At 69.5% G+C, this 14,501-nt stretch carries 22 protein-coding genes; all 22 read right to left on the reverse strand.

The annotated features are described in order from the left end of the window. Positions 1-15: 15 nt before the first annotated feature. The gene (locus J0910_RS00340) at positions 16-279 is read right to left on the reverse strand and encodes a hypothetical protein (protein WP_420156528.1); all 264 of its coding nucleotides are present in this window, start codon (positions 277-279) and stop codon (positions 16-18) included. A 128-nt stretch (positions 280-407) separates the two neighbouring features. Further along, positions 408-755, reverse strand: coding sequence for a hypothetical protein (locus J0910_RS00345; protein WP_420156529.1), 348 nt, complete (start codon positions 753-755; stop codon positions 408-410). Positions 756-831: 76 nt separating this feature from the next. Further along, positions 832-1,002, reverse strand: a complete 171-nt coding sequence (locus J0910_RS00350; protein ID WP_420156530.1) for a hypothetical protein — start codon at positions 1,000-1,002, stop codon at positions 832-834. Next, positions 999-1,535, reverse strand: coding sequence for a hypothetical protein (locus J0910_RS00355; RefSeq protein WP_420156531.1), 537 nt, complete (start codon positions 1,533-1,535; stop codon positions 999-1,001). The genes J0910_RS00350 and J0910_RS00355 overlap by 4 nt, the downstream gene beginning before the upstream one ends. Then, positions 1,535-1,954, reverse strand: coding sequence for a hypothetical protein (locus J0910_RS00360; protein ID WP_420156532.1), 420 nt, complete (start codon positions 1,952-1,954; stop codon positions 1,535-1,537). Before J0910_RS00360 ends, J0910_RS00355 begins: the two co-directional genes overlap by 1 nt. 3 nt (positions 1,955-1,957) lie before the next feature. Then, complete coding sequence (locus J0910_RS00365) at positions 1,958-2,191, reverse strand: hypothetical protein (RefSeq protein WP_420156533.1); 234 nt, start codon at positions 2,189-2,191, stop codon at positions 1,958-1,960. A 10-nt stretch (positions 2,192-2,201) separates the two neighbouring features. Then, positions 2,202-2,849, reverse strand: a complete 648-nt coding sequence (locus J0910_RS00370) for a hypothetical protein (protein ID WP_420156534.1) — start codon at positions 2,847-2,849, stop codon at positions 2,202-2,204. Then, a complete protein-coding gene (locus tag J0910_RS00375) occupies positions 2,846-3,391 on the reverse strand; it encodes a class I SAM-dependent methyltransferase (protein ID WP_420156535.1) in 546 nt (181 codons plus the stop codon). Before J0910_RS00375 ends, J0910_RS00370 begins: the two co-directional genes overlap by 4 nt. Beyond that, a complete protein-coding gene (locus J0910_RS00380) occupies positions 3,357-3,872 on the reverse strand; it encodes a hypothetical protein (protein WP_420156536.1) in 516 nt (171 codons plus the stop codon). The genes J0910_RS00375 and J0910_RS00380 overlap by 35 nt, the downstream gene beginning before the upstream one ends. Continuing rightward, positions 3,869-4,321 (reverse strand): hypothetical protein, encoded by a 453-nt coding sequence (locus J0910_RS00385; RefSeq protein ID WP_420156537.1) that lies wholly within the window; start codon positions 4,319-4,321, stop codon positions 3,869-3,871. Before J0910_RS00385 ends, J0910_RS00380 begins: the two co-directional genes overlap by 4 nt. Continuing rightward, on the reverse strand, positions 4,321-4,878 hold the full coding sequence (locus J0910_RS00390) for a head-tail connector protein (protein WP_420156538.1): 558 nt from the start codon (positions 4,876-4,878) through the stop codon (positions 4,321-4,323). The genes J0910_RS00385 and J0910_RS00390 overlap by 1 nt, the downstream gene beginning before the upstream one ends. Positions 4,879-4,881: 3 nt before the next feature. Continuing rightward, a complete protein-coding gene (locus J0910_RS00395; protein ID WP_420156539.1) occupies positions 4,882-5,304 on the reverse strand; it encodes an Lsr2 family DNA-binding protein in 423 nt (140 codons plus the stop codon). A 56-nt stretch (positions 5,305-5,360) separates the two neighbouring features. Further along, the gene (locus J0910_RS00400; protein WP_420156540.1) at positions 5,361-6,806 is read right to left on the reverse strand and encodes a phage major capsid protein; all 1,446 of its coding nucleotides are present in this window, start codon (positions 6,804-6,806) and stop codon (positions 5,361-5,363) included. A 66-nt stretch (positions 6,807-6,872) separates the two neighbouring features. Continuing rightward, on the reverse strand, positions 6,873-7,844 hold the full coding sequence (locus J0910_RS00405; protein WP_420156541.1) for an HK97 family phage prohead protease: 972 nt from the start codon (positions 7,842-7,844) through the stop codon (positions 6,873-6,875). Then, entirely contained in the window at positions 7,841-9,256 is a 1,416-nt protein-coding gene (locus J0910_RS00410) for a phage portal protein (protein WP_420156542.1), read from the reverse strand. The genes J0910_RS00405 and J0910_RS00410 overlap by 4 nt, the downstream gene beginning before the upstream one ends. Position 9,257: 1 nt before the next feature. Continuing rightward, the gene (locus J0910_RS00415; RefSeq protein ID WP_420156543.1) at positions 9,258-10,766 is read right to left on the reverse strand and encodes a hypothetical protein; all 1,509 of its coding nucleotides are present in this window, start codon (positions 10,764-10,766) and stop codon (positions 9,258-9,260) included. Beyond that, positions 10,687-10,947 (reverse strand): hypothetical protein, encoded by a 261-nt coding sequence (locus J0910_RS00420; protein ID WP_420156544.1) that lies wholly within the window; start codon positions 10,945-10,947, stop codon positions 10,687-10,689. The genes J0910_RS00415 and J0910_RS00420 overlap by 80 nt, the downstream gene beginning before the upstream one ends. Before the next feature lie 175 nt (positions 10,948-11,122). Next, positions 11,123-11,425: an HNH endonuclease gene (locus J0910_RS00425; protein ID WP_420161850.1), complete on the reverse strand. Its 303-nt coding sequence runs from the start codon at positions 11,423-11,425 to the stop codon at positions 11,123-11,125. Positions 11,426-11,768: 343 nt separating this feature from the next. Beyond that, entirely contained in the window at positions 11,769-11,984 is a 216-nt protein-coding gene (locus J0910_RS00430; RefSeq protein ID WP_420156467.1) for a hypothetical protein, read from the reverse strand. 202 nt (positions 11,985-12,186) lie between these two features. Continuing rightward, complete coding sequence (locus tag J0910_RS00435; RefSeq protein ID WP_420156468.1) at positions 12,187-12,948, reverse strand: DUF3800 domain-containing protein; 762 nt, start codon at positions 12,946-12,948, stop codon at positions 12,187-12,189. A 336-nt stretch (positions 12,949-13,284) separates the two neighbouring features. Beyond that, positions 13,285-13,908, reverse strand: coding sequence for a hypothetical protein (locus J0910_RS00440; RefSeq protein WP_420156545.1), 624 nt, complete (start codon positions 13,906-13,908; stop codon positions 13,285-13,287). A 146-nt stretch (positions 13,909-14,054) separates the two neighbouring features. Then, on the reverse strand, positions 14,055-14,390 hold the full coding sequence (locus J0910_RS00445; protein WP_420156470.1) for a PadR family transcriptional regulator: 336 nt from the start codon (positions 14,388-14,390) through the stop codon (positions 14,055-14,057). Positions 14,391-14,501: the final 111 nt, after the last annotated feature.

The following is a 14,501-nucleotide window of genomic DNA, read 5'->3' on the forward strand; positions in this document are numbered from 1 at the left end:
CACCTCCCCGCTGGGTCAGCCGTTCTCCGGCTCGTCGTGTTCAGGTATGGCCGGTCTGGGCACGTGCTCGATGCCGTCCGGGAGCTGGTGCCGTTTCTTGGCGTCGGTGTTCACCCGCACGTAGGTCAGCCGCAGCGCACGCAGCTCCTCGACCACTTCGGCGAGCAGTTCCACCTGCTCGGTCCAGTCCGCCAGCGCCCGGCCGCCGGCCCTCACCGCGTAGGTGGCAGAGCCGTGCGGGAGTCGGGAGACCAGGACGTGCAGGCGGCGGATGGTCATGTCGCCGCGGAGGAAGGCGTCGAGCTGGTCCTGATCCCGCGGGTAGTAGCGGGCGAGATCGGCCTCCAGATCCTCGGAGTGCTCGCTGACGAGAGCGGCGAGGACGAGGAGGTCGTCGGGGATGAGGGTCAGGACTCCTTCGAGTCCTGGGACTTTCCCGTCAGGGTCTCCCCGAGGCGGCGGATCGCTTCCTCGAACTCTTCCTCGGTGACGTCGGCGTCCTCCAGGCGCTCCAGCTGCTCCTCGGAGAACCCGACGGTCTCGATGGCGCCCCACAGGTCGCCCTGGGACATGCGCCGCATGAACTTGAAGCGCTTCCAGCGGCGCGGCAGCACCAGTTCCAGGGTCTCGCCATCGCCGAGCGGCATCCGGAACACGATCTGTCGCCCGGTCGCCTCTGCGTCGGCGGTCTCCGCCGCGTCGCCGGTCTCGCCGAGCTTCATACCGGTGATCTCGACGGGCTTCTTGCTGGCCATCAGGGTCTCCTTCGGGTCGGTCGGGTCTTGGGAGCGGGGTGGGGCGGCCGGAGACCCGAAACCGGCCGCCCCACGTTCAGATGTCGGCGCCGTCCATCAGGAGCGACGCCAGGGCCAGCCAGGTGCCGGCCAGGTCGGTGTAGCGCTCCATCAGGCCGCGGTCGGTTTCCGTCTCGGCGGTGCGGAGCAGCCGGGCGGCGGAGCCCAGGGCTTCCTCTCGGGTGGGGATCGGCGCCTCCGTGCTCACCCGGTACCGCCGGCCTTGGCGACCTGGTCGGCGGCCTTGTCGAGGACGGCGTGGATGTTGCGCATGACCTGTGGCTGCTCCTCGGCGAGCGGTTCCAGGAACCAGGAGGCGCCCTGCTGGTTCACCCACACGTCGCGGTTGCCGAACACGGGGTGCCGCCACCCGCCGCCGGCGTGCCGGGTGCGGGAGTCCAGGCCGCGCGGGATCACCGACTGCTCGGCGTCGGGCATCGCGGTGACGATGCGCATCCCGGTCTTGGTGGAGGCGCGGACGCGCACCCCGCGGGCGACCGTGCGGCGCAGCTGCCGCGGCCGGTGCGGGTGCTTGCCAGTGCCGCCGCGGCGCCCCTTGACCGCCAGCGCTTTAGCTTCGCGCTTGACGCGCTGCACACCGGTCTTCGCCGCGCCCCGCAGTTCCCGGCGGAGCTTGGTCGGCAGCGTCTTGTCGACCGCGCGCAGCTGGTCGGCGACCCGGCGGACCTCGCGGCCGACCTCGATCTCCACATCCATGCCGCTGGCACCGGAGGCAGCCATCAGGTGGCCGTGCTCCGGATGATGCCCTCCCGCTGGGCCGGGAAGGTCACGGTGGTCTCCGACAGTTCACCGACCGCGCCGGCCAGCGGCGTGTACTCCAGCAGGATCACGGTCCCGGAGTACTCGGGGTTGGTCTCGGAGACCGGGTCGGAGGTGGGGCGCACGACGACCTGGAACTCGGTCTCGCCGTCCCACAGCGGGTACAGGGTGGCGTCCACCGACGCGGCGTCGAAGTCCTGCTGGAAGTTCAGCTCGAAGTTGTCGTCCTTCAGCCCGTGGGCACGCTCACGGCCGCTCCCGCCGAAGTTCGTGGTGTCGATCTCGTCCTTGCTGAGCGTGACGGTCACGCTGGAGATGTGGTCGGAGAAGTTCACCGAATCAATCTCGATGAAGCAGTTCCTGAGCACGAGCTTCGCCATGGCCTACTCCTCTTCCTTCGCGGCCGCGGCGGCCGACTCCTGGACATGCACAAGCCCCGGGGTTTCCCGGGGCTTGTGGGTCTTCTTCACCGTGCGCTTCGGTGCGGGCGGCGGGTCGGGGGCGACGTGGCCGGCGCGCATCAGCCGTGTCGCGTGGTCGTCTTCGAGGTACACGTGCTCGCCGCGCTTCCGGTCGAGGACCGGCTGCTTGCCGACCACCACGTAGCGCTGTGCCATCTCGTCTCCTTCAGCGGCGTCTCTTCACGGAGTCCTTGGTGACCACGGGCCCGTGCCAGTCGACGTCCAGCGCGGAGGCGTCCTCACCGATGAACGCCGCCGCCCGTCGGGGCGGCAGGACAGTGTCGGGCTTGGTGAGCGAGGGCAGGTCACCGTGCTCCACCAGGCTCGGGACGGTGAACAGGGTCTTGACGCGCATCTGCGCGTAGGCCTGGCTGCCCCGGGTGTCGTCCTGCTTGATCCCGGGCAGGAGCCGGTAGCGGGCGATCAGCTCCGGGAGCAGCGGCACCGGGTGCGCGCAGGCGACCCCCCACCGCGGGCCGTCGAACTCGATCCACGGCGCGCCGGTGGCCAGGGCCATCTCCAGCAGCGGGGCCATCCGGTCCCGAGGCCGGAGCGCGCCGAGGTACAGCCCGATCGGCCGGTTCCCGGCCACCTGGGAGGCGCGGGCGAGCCCGGCCAGCAGGTCCCCGCACACCACCGCGTCGTCCTGGAGGATGACGTGGTGGGAGGCAGCCGGGTCGTAGGCCTCTAGGGCGCGCAGGCACGTATCGGCGACCTGCCCATTGCGGTCCCACACAATCGGAGCCCCCACCTGCTCGGCGAGCAGGGCGGCGTGTTCGCGGCGGTCCGGGTGCGCCATCACGGCGACGCTCACCGCAGGCAGATCGCTCTCAGCTCCCGGGGGGTCGTACTGCGGTACCCCGCGGTCCGGGTGAGCACCTGCCCTCCCAGGCGTTCCACGGCCGCCGCCAGGGCCGGGGTGTGCGCGGCCGCCCGCGGCAGGTGTTCGGAGGGATCCGGGGTCTCCAGGTACAGCAGCGTCGAGCGTCGACACACGACCTCCAGGATTCGGCGCCAGTTCGGCGCGTGGTGCAGTACCGACAGCAGCAGCACGGCGTCGAAGTCGCCGAGCGCGTCGATCTGGTCGGCGTTCATCCGGTGGTTGATGACCGTGATGCGGTCGCTCGCGGCCTTCCGCAGGGGCGGGTGGTCGTCTACCGCGACGACGTGGGCATCGAAGTCCTCGACGAGCCGCACGGCGAAGTACCCGGCGTAGGCGCCCAGATCCAGTACGCGCAACGGGCCGTCTGGGTGGTGGGCCCGTAGGTGGTCGCGGATGGCTTCGTAGCGGGTGCCGCAGTCGCGGTCGGCCTGGCCGACGTCACGCCCGTTGACCCGCTGGGGCTGGTACGGCATCGGCACCTCCCCACTGCCGCCCGATGGCGAGTGACTGCGTCGACCACCACCACTGCGGGGCGAGGCGCGCGTGGATGTCCGGGGCCGGCACACCGGAGGCGGCCGGGCCCACCAGGTCGTAGGAGGCGAGGGCGGGCCACCAGATGACGGTCTCCCAATCGATCAGCCGCGGAGACCCGTCGGCGGCGCGCACGACGTTGCCGACATGCACGTCCCGGTGGTGGAACCCGTGCTCCAGCAGCGCGGCGAGCAGCTCGGTGAGCTGCCCGGCAGGCCGCCACCCGGGGTGGTCGATGGCCACGGGCAGGGTTTCGATCACCAGGCGCCGATCGCCGTCGAAGTCGACCAGCCGCGGGCACGCCCACGGCAGATGCTCATAGATCCACGCCTCCCGGCGGGCGACCATCGGATCGGCGAAGGTCTTGACCGTGTGCTCGGGGCCGGCGTCCACCACCGCCCGGGTGTGGCGCGGGCGGTTCACCTCGCCAGGACCTCGACCAGCAGGTCAGCGCCGAAGTACTCCACCCCGCCCCAGCTGATGACCCCGTAGTGCGACACGCCGGGCACCTGGGCGTACTCAGCGACCACGTCGCCCTCGTGGACCAGCGCTTCCAGGCCCGACTCGACCGCGGCCTTGACCGACAACGCGCCTTCGGAGTCCAGGTAGGCGTCCAGCACCTCCTGGCCCGACTCGTCATGCGCCGCTGAGACGGCGAGCTTGACCAGGAAGTGCATCTTGTGGGAGCCGCCGCGGAACGACTTGTCGTACTCGACGGCGAGGCGGCTGGTCGACGATTCCGGGCCGAGCCCCGGCAGGATCGCGGCCGCCGGCGGGGTGATCGATCCGGGCACCGTAGCGCTCACCCGCAGCCCGCCGATGGCGTCCAGGCGCCCGGCGAGCACGCGGCGAATGCGGCTGATGGAGGCCATCACGCCACCGCCACGACGCGGCGCTGGTAGGGCGCGAGCAGCTGGGAGACGCGGTGGTTCTCCCGCAGGCGGATGAAGCCCATGTCGGCCACCCCCTGGATGCCGAAGGGGGCGTCGCCGAGCTTGAAGACCTCGGCTGCGGTGACCAGCGCGGCCTCTGTGATGGAGGCGGGCACGGCAGCCCACCCCCAGCGGGCGGTCACCTCGACGCGGCCGGAGAACCCGCCGCGGATGCGCCAGAACGGCCACCCTGGTTCACCGTCGACCACACCGCCGAGCGGTTCCAGGGCGAAGTCGCCGTCGGCGAAGGCGGTCCCGTCGATGCTCAGGTCGTCGGTGGTGTGGAAGTCGTCCACCAGCAGCAGCCCCGTGGACAGCGCCTGGAAGGTTCGCGCCTCCGCGGTGTCGGTGCGCTGGAACTGGCGGCCGCAGAACTGGTTCACGGCCCTGCTCGCCGCGGCGAGCGCCCCGTTGAGCGCGGCATCGTCGTCGGTGTCGACGATGTTCAGCCGCTCTTTCAGCTCCTCCAGCGAGCCGTAGGGGTCACCGATCGGCACGGGTCACCAGCCCTCTCCGTGGGCCCGCTTGTAGGCGGCCACCAGATCCTCGGGCAGCTTGCCGCGGGCGGGTACATCCAGCCCTGACGCCTTCGCCCACTCCCGTACTTCCTTCGCCGACGGCTCCACTGCGACCTCTCCGCCGCCGGGCCCGGGGCCCTCCTGCTCGTTCTGGGGCTCCGGCTCGGGATCGGCCTGCTCGACGAAGACCTCGACGGTCCGGCGTTCGCCGGGGTCGGCGGTGGCCCGCTCGATCGCCGGCGCCGCGGCGCCGAGGTAGGGCACCCGCAGCGGCTCGAACATGTGCTCACGCCCGGCCACGATGGGGTCGTCGGCGTTCACCACCGTGTCGCCCCTGCGGATGCGCACCCGGCGGCGGCCGACGTGGATCACCGCGGATGTCCGGGCGACCAGCAGATCACTCATGCCTGTTCCTCTCCTGGGGGCCGGGGCCGACCTCGGCGGGCCGGCCCCGGTTCCGGTCAGGTCGTCGGGTCGACCAGGACGCGGAAGGCGTTGTCGACGAGGATCCGGGAGCTGTTGCGCCAGATCGCGACGATGGCCCGCTGCCCGGTCCATCGCCGGTTGGTCGCCCCGAGCACGTGCGGCTGGAGTTCGACCTGCATCCCCAGTCGGTCCACGATGAGGAACTGGCTGAAGTCGCCGAACAGCAGGACGCGGCCGTCGGTGTCGCCGACGGAGTCCATGGCGGACGCCTCGTGCGCCGCATACCCCAGCAGCTCCGAGGGCTGCCCGGAGGCCAGCCGCACCCACAGGTCACCGCCGTCGGAGCCGGTGGACAGCGCGCGGACGTGGTTGTAGGTCGACTTGTTGGCCAGGAACCGCGCCCGGGAGCGGAATCGCACGGGCAGCTCGGACTCCAGGTTGTACAGGTCGTCCACGTCCAGGGTGCCGGCGGCGCCCATCGGCACCTCCGAGCCCGCCGCCAGGGTGGATGCCACACCGAACGGGTTGTCGCCGGTGCCGTCGCCGACCACGAAGGAGGAGTCCTCCTCGCGCTCCTTGGCGTCCATCAGCAGGCGGCTGAGTTCGCTGCGGAGCTGCGGCCAGTCCTGGTCGATTTCCACTGAGAACTGGACGTCGGCGATGACGCGGGTCGGGCTGACCTCAGGCTGGCCGACGGAGAACGAGTTGTCGCCGGACTCGACCGCCTCGCCCGACCGGGTCACCGTCACACCGCTGGAGGTGATGCCCTGCCAGGTCTTGGAAGTGATCTGCTCGACCCGGGCGATCTGCCGCAGCGGCGAGGTGGACCCGTCGCTCGTCAGCAGCACCGTCGGGTCCAACTGGAACGGCACCGCGAACCCGCCCGCCGGGTCCGGGGACAGCGCCATCGCGCGCTGCTCCTCAGCGGTCCACGTGTGCGGCCCGGCCATGACCGCCTTGCCGAACGCCCTGTCGTAGACGGGGTGGCCGGTGGCGAGGATGCGCCGGGCCAGCCAGGAGTCCTTGCCGTCGACCCGCTCCAGCAGGTCCTCGACGTGCTCGGCGGTGCGCTCCCGCGACTGGCCGGCCACCGTCGGGAACGCGGCCCGCTCGATGGCGCGCTTGGCGTTGTCGCGGACCTTCTGCCGGTACTCCTCCTCGGAGTGCGCCTCCGCGCGGATCTGCCGCTCGTCGTAGATGTCCACCCCGCGGGACTTGATGAACGCGGGCGCGGGGCTGTCTCCGCGCTCGGTGGCCGCGGGCTGCCCCGCGATCTGGCGCAGCCGCTCCCGGCGCGCCTCCATCTCGCGCACCGCGCCGGCGTGGCCGTCCCGCTCCTCGTTGAGGGCGTTCCACTCCTCGCGGGCCTCCGGCGACATCACGGTGCCGGTGAACTCGGCGTCCAGCTCGCCGATCCTGCTGTCGATCTCCTTGATGCGGTCCTTGCGGTCCTCGATGGACCGGGGCTCTTCGGGGCCCATGGCTGCCTCCCCAGGCATGCAAAAACCCCGCGCCTTTCAGGTCGCGGGGTTCGTCGGTCGGCGCCCTCAGTACAGGCGCGGTTCAGGTCCCGGCAGGTACCAGGTCGGGGCCTGGCGGGTGCCGGTGTAGACCGAGTGCGTGCCGGCCGGAGGCGCCGCCGGGGCGGGTGCCTGCTCGGTGGGTTGCGGCTCGTTCGTCTCTTCGGTGTGGCGCTGTTCGGGGGCCTTGTGCCCGTCGGCCGGTTCCGCGTCGTCGTCGCGGTCGCCGGTGGCGGGCGGCGTCGCCTCGTCTTCGGGCGCCTGTTCGACCGCGTCGGCCAATAGGACGGCGCGGGCGAGGTCTCGTCTGGTCTCGGGTTCGTGGATCTTGCCGAGGTCGATGACGGTGGAGCGCACGCCCACCGAGGTGTCCATGTAGGCGGGCCACACGACCGGGCCGACCTCGGGGACCCGCAGCTCCTTCAGGTCGCGCAGGATCAGCTCTTCGTCGGGGACGTCCTCCATCCACGAGCGGAAGAGCGCCTCCATGAGCTGGTCTTCGTCCTTGATCTCCTTGCCGGAGGCGTCGTACCAGCGCTGGCGGACCACACCGAAGCGGAAGCTCATGCCGTTCACGGACTGCGAGGCGATCGCGTCGCGGACGGGTTCGATCAGCCAGTTGTCGTGCAGCCGCCCGACGACGTGGGCGCCGCCCTCCGGCGCCAGCTCCTCATCGGTCTCCTCAGCGATCCGCTCCAGCGACGCGATCGGTATCGACCCGATCAGCGGGTGCCTACCGTGGTCGAACTGGATGCGCGGCGGGTTCTCCCGGAAGCTCTTCTTCATCGCCCCCGGGGAGATCTTCTCCCGGAACCGGCCCTCCCAGGAGTCGACGATGGTCTCCCGGTTGAACACCGCGGCGAACCCGTCCAGCGTCAGCCCGTCCCCGGCCGCATCGCCGTCGTCGGCAGCGCGCAGCGCGAACGGCGCCTCACGCAGAACGTCCTGGTCCGGCGGGACCGCGGCGCGCTCCCGGCGCCTGTTCGTCACCTGGCTCATGTGCCACCTCCGGCCGGCGCAGGGCCGGGCTCTCCGTCTCCGTCATCCGGGTCGCTGCCGTCGTCGCCGCTGGTGTTCTGATCGTCGCTGGACATGGGCGGTTGGAGCTGCACGCTCATCAGCGGCCTGCCCTGCTCGTCGGTGTGGGGCTGAAGCCGTGTCCAGTCCCGGTTGATGACCGCGTCCACCGCGCTCGCGTGGGTGAAGCCGTCCTTGACCAGGGTCACGATCGTGCTGGCTTCCTGGGACTGCACGGCCGCCTGGTCCTGGGCGTCCATTGCAAGGAACGGCATGCCCCTGGTCGCGAACCACAGCGAGGCGCGCTCATCCGGCGGGGTGAGGATGACCTCCAGGGACGCCGCAGCGTTCGCCCAAAGGTGCTGGAGCGTCCCGTCCCCGAACCGGCGGCGCGCGCTAGTGAAGTTGCCCGCGTTCAGCGCGCTGCCTTGCAGCCCCTCGCTGAAGCCGACCCACGACGGCGGGACCCCGGCAGCGGCGGCGAGCCGGGATTCGGCCTTGCCTTGAGTGACAGCGAAGTCGAGCTGCTGGAAGTCCTTGCCGATCACCGTCATGTCCGCGCCACCGCCGAGGAAGAGCGTCTTGTAGGCGTTGGCCGCCCCCTGGTGTTCAGCCTCGAACAGCTCCTTGAACTCCTTGACCTGCTCCAACGTCACGCTGGCGTCGAACTTGATCAGCCCGTTCGGGGTCGCCGCGTTACGCAGGAACGCGCGCTTGTGGTCAGTCTGAAGCTGATCCCCGAGCACATCCTTGACCACCGGAGTCGCCCACGACATCCCCAGGAACACCTGGTCAGGGTCGGGGTAGGGCGCGAAGTGGCACACCTCGTCCGGCTCCAGGATCACCATCCGGTCGCCGCGGCTGCCCCGCGGCATGTACGCGTACCCCAGCAGCTCGACGTCGGCGGCCTCCGCCGGATGGTCGGCGTCCTCGGTCGATCCGAGGATGATCGTCACCCAGTCCGGCCGCAGCCGCACCAGCCGCGAGGTGCGGCCCCGCCGCAGGCGCCGGGTGTAGGAGTTGCCTGCGGCCGTGACGTCCAAGTCCATCCGGGCGAGCAGGTCGGCGGTCGTCCCGCCCGGCCACGGCCGTTCCAGGACGGCCAGATCCGGCGACCCGAACAGGTCGCCGACTTCGCCGCGGGTGAACCGGGTCCACTGGAACCGGGCCTGGGAGAACACCTGCATGCGGGCCATCGTCAACGCCCACATGGGCCCGTTGCTTTTGACCAGCCCCGACAGGGTCGCCCCGACCTGCTCCTCATCCAGGGTACCCATGGTCGTGCGCAGGAACCCGGCCTCCTGGGCAGCGAGCACCGCGTCCACCCAGTCCTGGGTGGTGCCGCGCATCTCTGCCGGGCGGCGCCCGAGCAGCCGCTCCCACCAGCGGGCCATGTCAGTCCCCCACCAGTGCGAAGGGCGCGACCGGCGTCTTCGCCCCGAACTTCCGGAACCCCCACAGGGCCTGGGAGGCGGCGACCAGCGGGCAGATGTCCGCGCTCATCGTGTCCCGTCCCCACAGGAACGCCCCGTCCCGGCCGACCTGCTGCTTGGTGGCCGCCGCCACCGCTGAGGTCAGCGGCCCCTGCCCGATGTGCCGCACGCTCGCCCGCCAGGAAGCGGGCGCGGAAGCAGGGCGCACGCACCCGTCCACGAACCCGCCAGCGGCCGCCGCGCGTTCGCCCATCGACGCCTTGATCACGGTGATGTCCTTCGCCTCCAGGTCGGGGATGAGCGAGGCCGCGGGGCCGAAGTTGCCGATCACCACCGCCGCCGGCCTCCACTTGGCGACGAGGGCGGCCATGCGGTCGACCATCCACGTCACGCCGGGCAGGTGGTCGATGACCTCGACGTGGTACAGCCCGTCCGGGCGGATCCCGGCGGCGGCGATCGCCCCCATGGACCGTTCGGGGTTCACGTCAAGGGAGAAAGCGACCGGGTTGCGGGGCTGCGAGCCGGGGTCGGCCAGCGCCTCCCACGCCTCTTCACTAATGGCCTGCCAGCCGGTCCCCTCGCTGGGGTAGTTCCCGACGCTCAGCACCTCGCGGGCGAACGCCCGCGGGCTCAGCGCCTTGAGCTGCCCTGCGGTCTTCTCCCCGGACAACCGGATCCCGAGCCCCGGGTTGGTCTTCGCCCACACCTGGGGGTCCGCCGGGTCGTCGTGCTCGATGCACTCCGGCGGGCACCAGTCGGTATGCACATCCGCCGACCACTCGAAATAGGCGAGCCGGTCGTGGTCGCCGTCCAGCGCGCGGCGCCGTACCCGGCTGATGACCTCGCACGGCGCCAGCTCCTTGTCCGGCGCCGAGGTGGTGTAGACGATCTGGGGGTTGGGGCGGGCGGACATGGTCGGCAGCAGCGCCGCCATGTGGTCGTCGCTCAGGTTGTAGGCCTCGTCGAGGATCACCCGGTCCGCGGTCAGGCCGCGGCCGCCGCCCCCGGTGCGGGTGGTGAACCGGATGCGCTGTCCTGAGTGCAGCTCAATGCCTTCCTCCCCCTTGGACAGCATCACCTGCTTGATCCGGGCCTTCAGCTTCCGGTTCCGGTTGACCAGCCCGACCAGCCGCAGGAAGGCGTCCTTCGCGGTCCTGAACTCGTGCGCCGAGTGGATGATCAGCTGCTCTTCCCACACGAACAGCGCCGCGAGTTCGAGCGCTTCGAGGATGCTGCCCTTGCCGTTCTGCCGGGCCACGATCAGCCCCACCTCGTAGGCCGCCCACTGCCCGTCAGCCCGCTCCCCGAGCCCTTCGGTGAGCACCAGCTTCTGCCACGGGTCCAGCACCAGCCCGCACGAAGCCGCGATGTCGATCGCGTCAGCGCCCGCGCTACTCGGCGCCGGCGGCGCCACCCTGATCCGCGGCACCTGAACGCCGAGCAGCCCGGCGCTTGGCGAGGTCGTCGACAATGTCGGCCTCCTCACCGGCGGACAGGGCATCGAGGTCGGCCAAGACCAGGCGGAGCTGCGTCGCCAGCGAGGCGGCCTCCCGGTCGCCGGCATCGGGCAGGCGGCGCGCCAGCTCGTCGCGCAGCGCCTCCAGCGCCGCGGCCCGGTCGCCCCCGGCCACCGCCTCCGGCAGGTCCGCCATGGCCGCCTCCACCTCGGGGATTTTTCACGGAGAGAAATGCGGTCAGGGGGCGGCGGGGTCAGCCGGCACCTGTCCCCGTCGGAGGCCCCTCCCCCCGGTACGGGGGTGGTCCCGGCCCGGAGGTCAGTGGCGGGTCCGCGGCCCGGGTTCCCCGGGTGCCCGCGGTGCGTGGCGTTCACCAGGTGCGGCTGTTGGCCTGCTCAGGGAAGCGGGTGGTGGTGCGGTTGCCGCGGATCGAGTTGCACCGGCGGTGGGCTTCGCGGTGGTTGCTCGGGTCGAGTGCGAGGTCAGGTCGCAGGCTGAGCGGCATTGCGTGGTCGAGTGTCCATGACATCGGGTGGACGGTTGGCAGTGTGAGGTCGATGGGTCGGCCGCACAGCCAGCAGGTGTTGGAGCCTTCGCGCTTGAGCCTGGCCTTGGCGCGGGCGAGTGGCCGGCCGCTGCGTCCGCGCCGGTAGTTGAGCGAGGGCGAGGCCATGGTGTTCACCTCGCTGGTGGTGTGGGTCGGCGCGGTGCGTGGCCGCCAGCGGTGGTGTGGCGTTGTCGGGGTGGAGGCCGTGCGCGGGGCCGAGGTGGCCGTGTCCGCGTGTGCGCTGGAGCGCTCGGGGTGGAGGCGCGGTGGTGCGGGAGAGCGGGGCGGGCTCGGGCGGGGTGGGGGTGCGGGGCCCTTGTGCGGTGGTCCCGTTCAGGGTGGGCCCTGTCGGTGAGGGGCCCTGCTGCAGGGGAAGCCCCTTGCTCATGTGAGACGCCCGGGGCACATGGTGCGGCCGGGCGTCGAGTACATGAGTGGTGATCTTGAGACGACTGTAGGACACGCATGGTCAAGCGGGCAAGCGTGCGCCGGGGCGGCCGCGGATGCGGCGGGCCCGCATGGCCGCTTCGGTCTCGAACAGCTCGTGGGCGTTCACGTGCCCGAACTGGAGCTGAAGGTGGCCGGCGGCGATCCACCGGTTGAGGGTGCGCAGGGTGACGCCTGCGGCGTCGGCGGCTTCCGCCTTGGTGTACCAACGGCGGCGCGGATCCGGGTGGTCAAGCAACACTCTTCCCCCTGGAATAGGGCTTCACCTGTGGAGACTTGCGAAGTGGACACTCGAGAACCTGTGCCCTTCCCGGTGACCACAGCGCGTAGGACGCTTGTTAGAACAGACTCATACAGGTACCCTAAACACCAAGCGCTGACCCAGGGTGCATGCCTTGGTTAGGCACTTTCCCGCCCCCCAGCAGAGCTGGGGGGCCTTTTTAGTCCCTCAGGACAACGCCAGGGGGAGCCCCGTTCCGCTTGTAGCGGTTGACCACTGCATGGCAGGCGTCCCCGAGTTCACTCCACATCGTCTGAGGGCACACACGTTCGATGGCCTTCCCAGGAGGGATGATCGAGCGGAAAGCCGCGTAGGCCACGAGATCCGCATGCTGCACGAACAGGGAATGGTTGGACTGCCGCGGCATGGGGTCGTCGACCAACATGCGGGCCGGGTTGTTCAGCGACCCGGGACCATACATGCTTCCCGCGGTGAGGTGCCGACGAGCGCGGCGAGACCACCGGCGTACGCGATCGTTCTCCCCCTCATCATGGATGATCATGAACGTGCAGCGTTCATGGTAGCTCGTACGTTCCAGCCTCTGGAGCAGTGTTTCCCAGGCCAGGTCGAAGACTGCAGAGCCGCTCAGGCCGTTGCGCTTATCGACGACTACCGCGAAGGCACGGGCTTTGAGACCGTGCAGTGTCCGCATGTGCGCTCGATAGATCCTCCTTCGCGCTTCGGGGGAGAGCCCGAGGTCTCGTATGGACCCGCCTCCGCGGACGAGGTGGTTGGCCTTCAACTCGTCTCGGAGCAGGACGCCGAAGCGCTCCTTGATCCTGCGCCTGAAGGCCACCAGCTCATCGAACGAGGTCGGCCAGTCGTCAGCATCGACGAGTACGCAACCGAGGGTGTATGTGTGCGAGCCGTTACCGGAGACGGGCCCTGTGTCCCCTGACTCGTCGATGTACGCAAGCAGCATGTGTGGATTTTCTCGTCAACGACCGGTCTTCGCCACCTGAAGACGGTTCCCCGTGGACGACCAGCGTCAACCCTCGCCTCTCCTATCAGTAAGCCCGCTGGGTTTCTTCTGGCGCGTCCCTCGCCAGTCGCACCGTGTGCTGACTGCCCGCATGCCGTTCGTTCTGGCAGTGCTCGCTGTGGCTCATGGCCCCCTCCGGAGGTGCCGATTCACTCACAGCAAGGCACACCGCCCTGCCCGCTGGAGTGCCAGGACGTGAGGAGAGCGGGACCGCCTGACGCAGCCTCAGATGACGACCTGACTCCCCATCAAAGGGAACATCACCCCGGAGTCCTTTTAGCGTTTCCAGAAAATAATTCGCGGCCGCTTTGACAACTCCCACAAAAACTGATCTTCGACAATCGCCACAAGTTCACTGTTCACGCGAAACCGGAGACGCTGAGAGAGCAGCACCTTATAGGCAAGTTGAGCACATTCCACACTTTCGTTTTCACTCACTTCGCCGTTTGCGTGTCGACGGTCGATGGCGGACACGGAAGCCTCCAACGTGTCCGTGTCATCCCGCAGGGCCTGGAGCCCCTTAAACAACGAGATAATTTCTTCTCTTTTTCGAATTACACGCAACCCCCACAGTGAATACCTCAAACTGCAGAGCGCCACCACCGTCCCCACCGCGCCAGTGATTATTCCGGCCGCAGGCCCCCAGTCATAACCAAGTCGAGAGAACGCAAAGGCGGCAAGCGACGCCGCGATACAGCAAGCATTCACAGCTGCAGCCTTGGCGACCAGCAGCCTAGCATCTGGAATAGCGGATCGAGTGGACTTATAGCAGGGTGCCGACCATGCGAGCCCTAGCGCGAAGCCGCTCCCCTTGATCAGGCGCGTGACAGGAACGGATTCGCTCCCATGTAGAAACTCATGCAACTCGGCGAGCCATTCACGAGACATGTCATCGCGCATCTCCTTTGGAAGACGAAGAACTGCCATCTTCACAAAGAGCCGGGGGACATAATCAAGACGGGCTCGGACTTCATCGCTGACCAGATCTGTACATACCCCTAGCAGTAAACCTCCCACAAGCCCCGCAACGGCGCCTAGGAATACACTCACGCGTGCTTCCCCCTCGGAGCCAGCCAGGACACGGGACCGTCGGCCCATATCTTCTGGTGGAGCTCGGCAAGCCCAAGGCGAGCGCGCTCGGCACCATCCGGGGTCATCGTGTAGAAACGGCGAGCGGGACGCCCTTCGGCCTGTTCGTCGATGTTCTCGAATTCAGCGGCGAGCCACCCCGCCCGCTGGAGGCGAGCGAGGATCGGGTAGAGGGTGCCGCTCGACAAGCCCGTGTCACGCATCAGGTCGAAGCCGTATCGCGGCTTGTCGAGGTCATCGAGGAAGGCTCTAAGGACGGCCGCGGTTGTAGTCGTGATCTTGATGTCGGCCATGTCGTTAGTCTACATAGACCTGAGTCGCAAGTCTACATAGGGCTCTAGAGGCCGCCGCGCACGGAGAAGTCGACGCTGCCGAGCAGATCGCTCTGCCGGTAGACCACCGTC

This window comes from Nocardiopsis oceanisediminis (assembly GCF_048595525.1).
In the GTDB taxonomy this organism is placed as follows: domain Bacteria; phylum Actinomycetota; class Actinomycetes; order Streptosporangiales; family Streptosporangiaceae; genus Nocardiopsis_A; species Nocardiopsis_A oceanisediminis.

Bases quoted from the DNA above. Each gene is read 5' to 3' on its own strand.
- J0910_RS00340 (WP_420156528.1), bottom strand. From the start codon at position 279: ATGACCATCCGCCGCCTGCACGTCCTGGTCTCCCGACTCCCGCACGGC.
- J0910_RS00345 (WP_420156529.1), bottom strand. From the start codon at position 755: ATGGCCAGCAAGAAGCCCGTCGAGATCACCGGTATGAAGCTCGGCGAG.
- J0910_RS00355 (WP_420156531.1), bottom strand. From the start codon at position 1,535: ATGGCTGCCTCCGGTGCCAGCGGCATGGATGTGGAGATCGAGGTCGGC.
- J0910_RS00360 (WP_420156532.1), bottom strand. From the start codon at position 1,954: ATGGCGAAGCTCGTGCTCAGGAACTGCTTCATCGAGATTGATTCGGTG.
- J0910_RS00365 (WP_420156533.1), bottom strand. From the start codon at position 2,191: ATGGCACAGCGCTACGTGGTGGTCGGCAAGCAGCCGGTCCTCGACCGG.
- J0910_RS00375 (WP_420156535.1), bottom strand. From the start codon at position 3,391: ATGCCGTACCAGCCCCAGCGGGTCAACGGGCGTGACGTCGGCCAGGCC.
- J0910_RS00385 (WP_420156537.1), bottom strand. From the start codon at position 4,321: ATGGCCTCCATCAGCCGCATTCGCCGCGTGCTCGCCGGGCGCCTGGAC.
- J0910_RS00395 (WP_420156539.1), bottom strand. From the start codon at position 5,304: ATGAGTGATCTGCTGGTCGCCCGGACATCCGCGGTGATCCACGTCGGC.
- J0910_RS00400 (WP_420156540.1), bottom strand. From the start codon at position 6,806: ATGGGCCCCGAAGAGCCCCGGTCCATCGAGGACCGCAAGGACCGCATC.
- J0910_RS00405 (WP_420156541.1), bottom strand. From the start codon at position 7,844: ATGAGCCAGGTGACGAACAGGCGCCGGGAGCGCGCCGCGGTCCCGCCG.
- J0910_RS00410 (WP_420156542.1), bottom strand. From the start codon at position 9,256: ATGGCCCGCTGGTGGGAGCGGCTGCTCGGGCGCCGCCCGGCAGAGATG.
- J0910_RS00420 (WP_420156544.1), bottom strand. From the start codon at position 10,947: ATGGCGGACCTGCCGGAGGCGGTGGCCGGGGGCGACCGGGCCGCGGCG.
- J0910_RS00425 (WP_420161850.1), bottom strand. From the start codon at position 11,425: ATGGCCTCGCCCTCGCTCAACTACCGGCGCGGACGCAGCGGCCGGCCA.
- J0910_RS00435 (WP_420156468.1), bottom strand. From the start codon at position 12,948: ATGCTGCTTGCGTACATCGACGAGTCAGGGGACACAGGGCCCGTCTCC.
- J0910_RS00440 (WP_420156545.1), bottom strand. From the start codon at position 13,908: ATGCGCGATGACATGTCTCGTGAATGGCTCGCCGAGTTGCATGAGTTT.
- J0910_RS00445 (WP_420156470.1), bottom strand. From the start codon at position 14,390: ATGGCCGACATCAAGATCACGACTACAACCGCGGCCGTCCTTAGAGCC.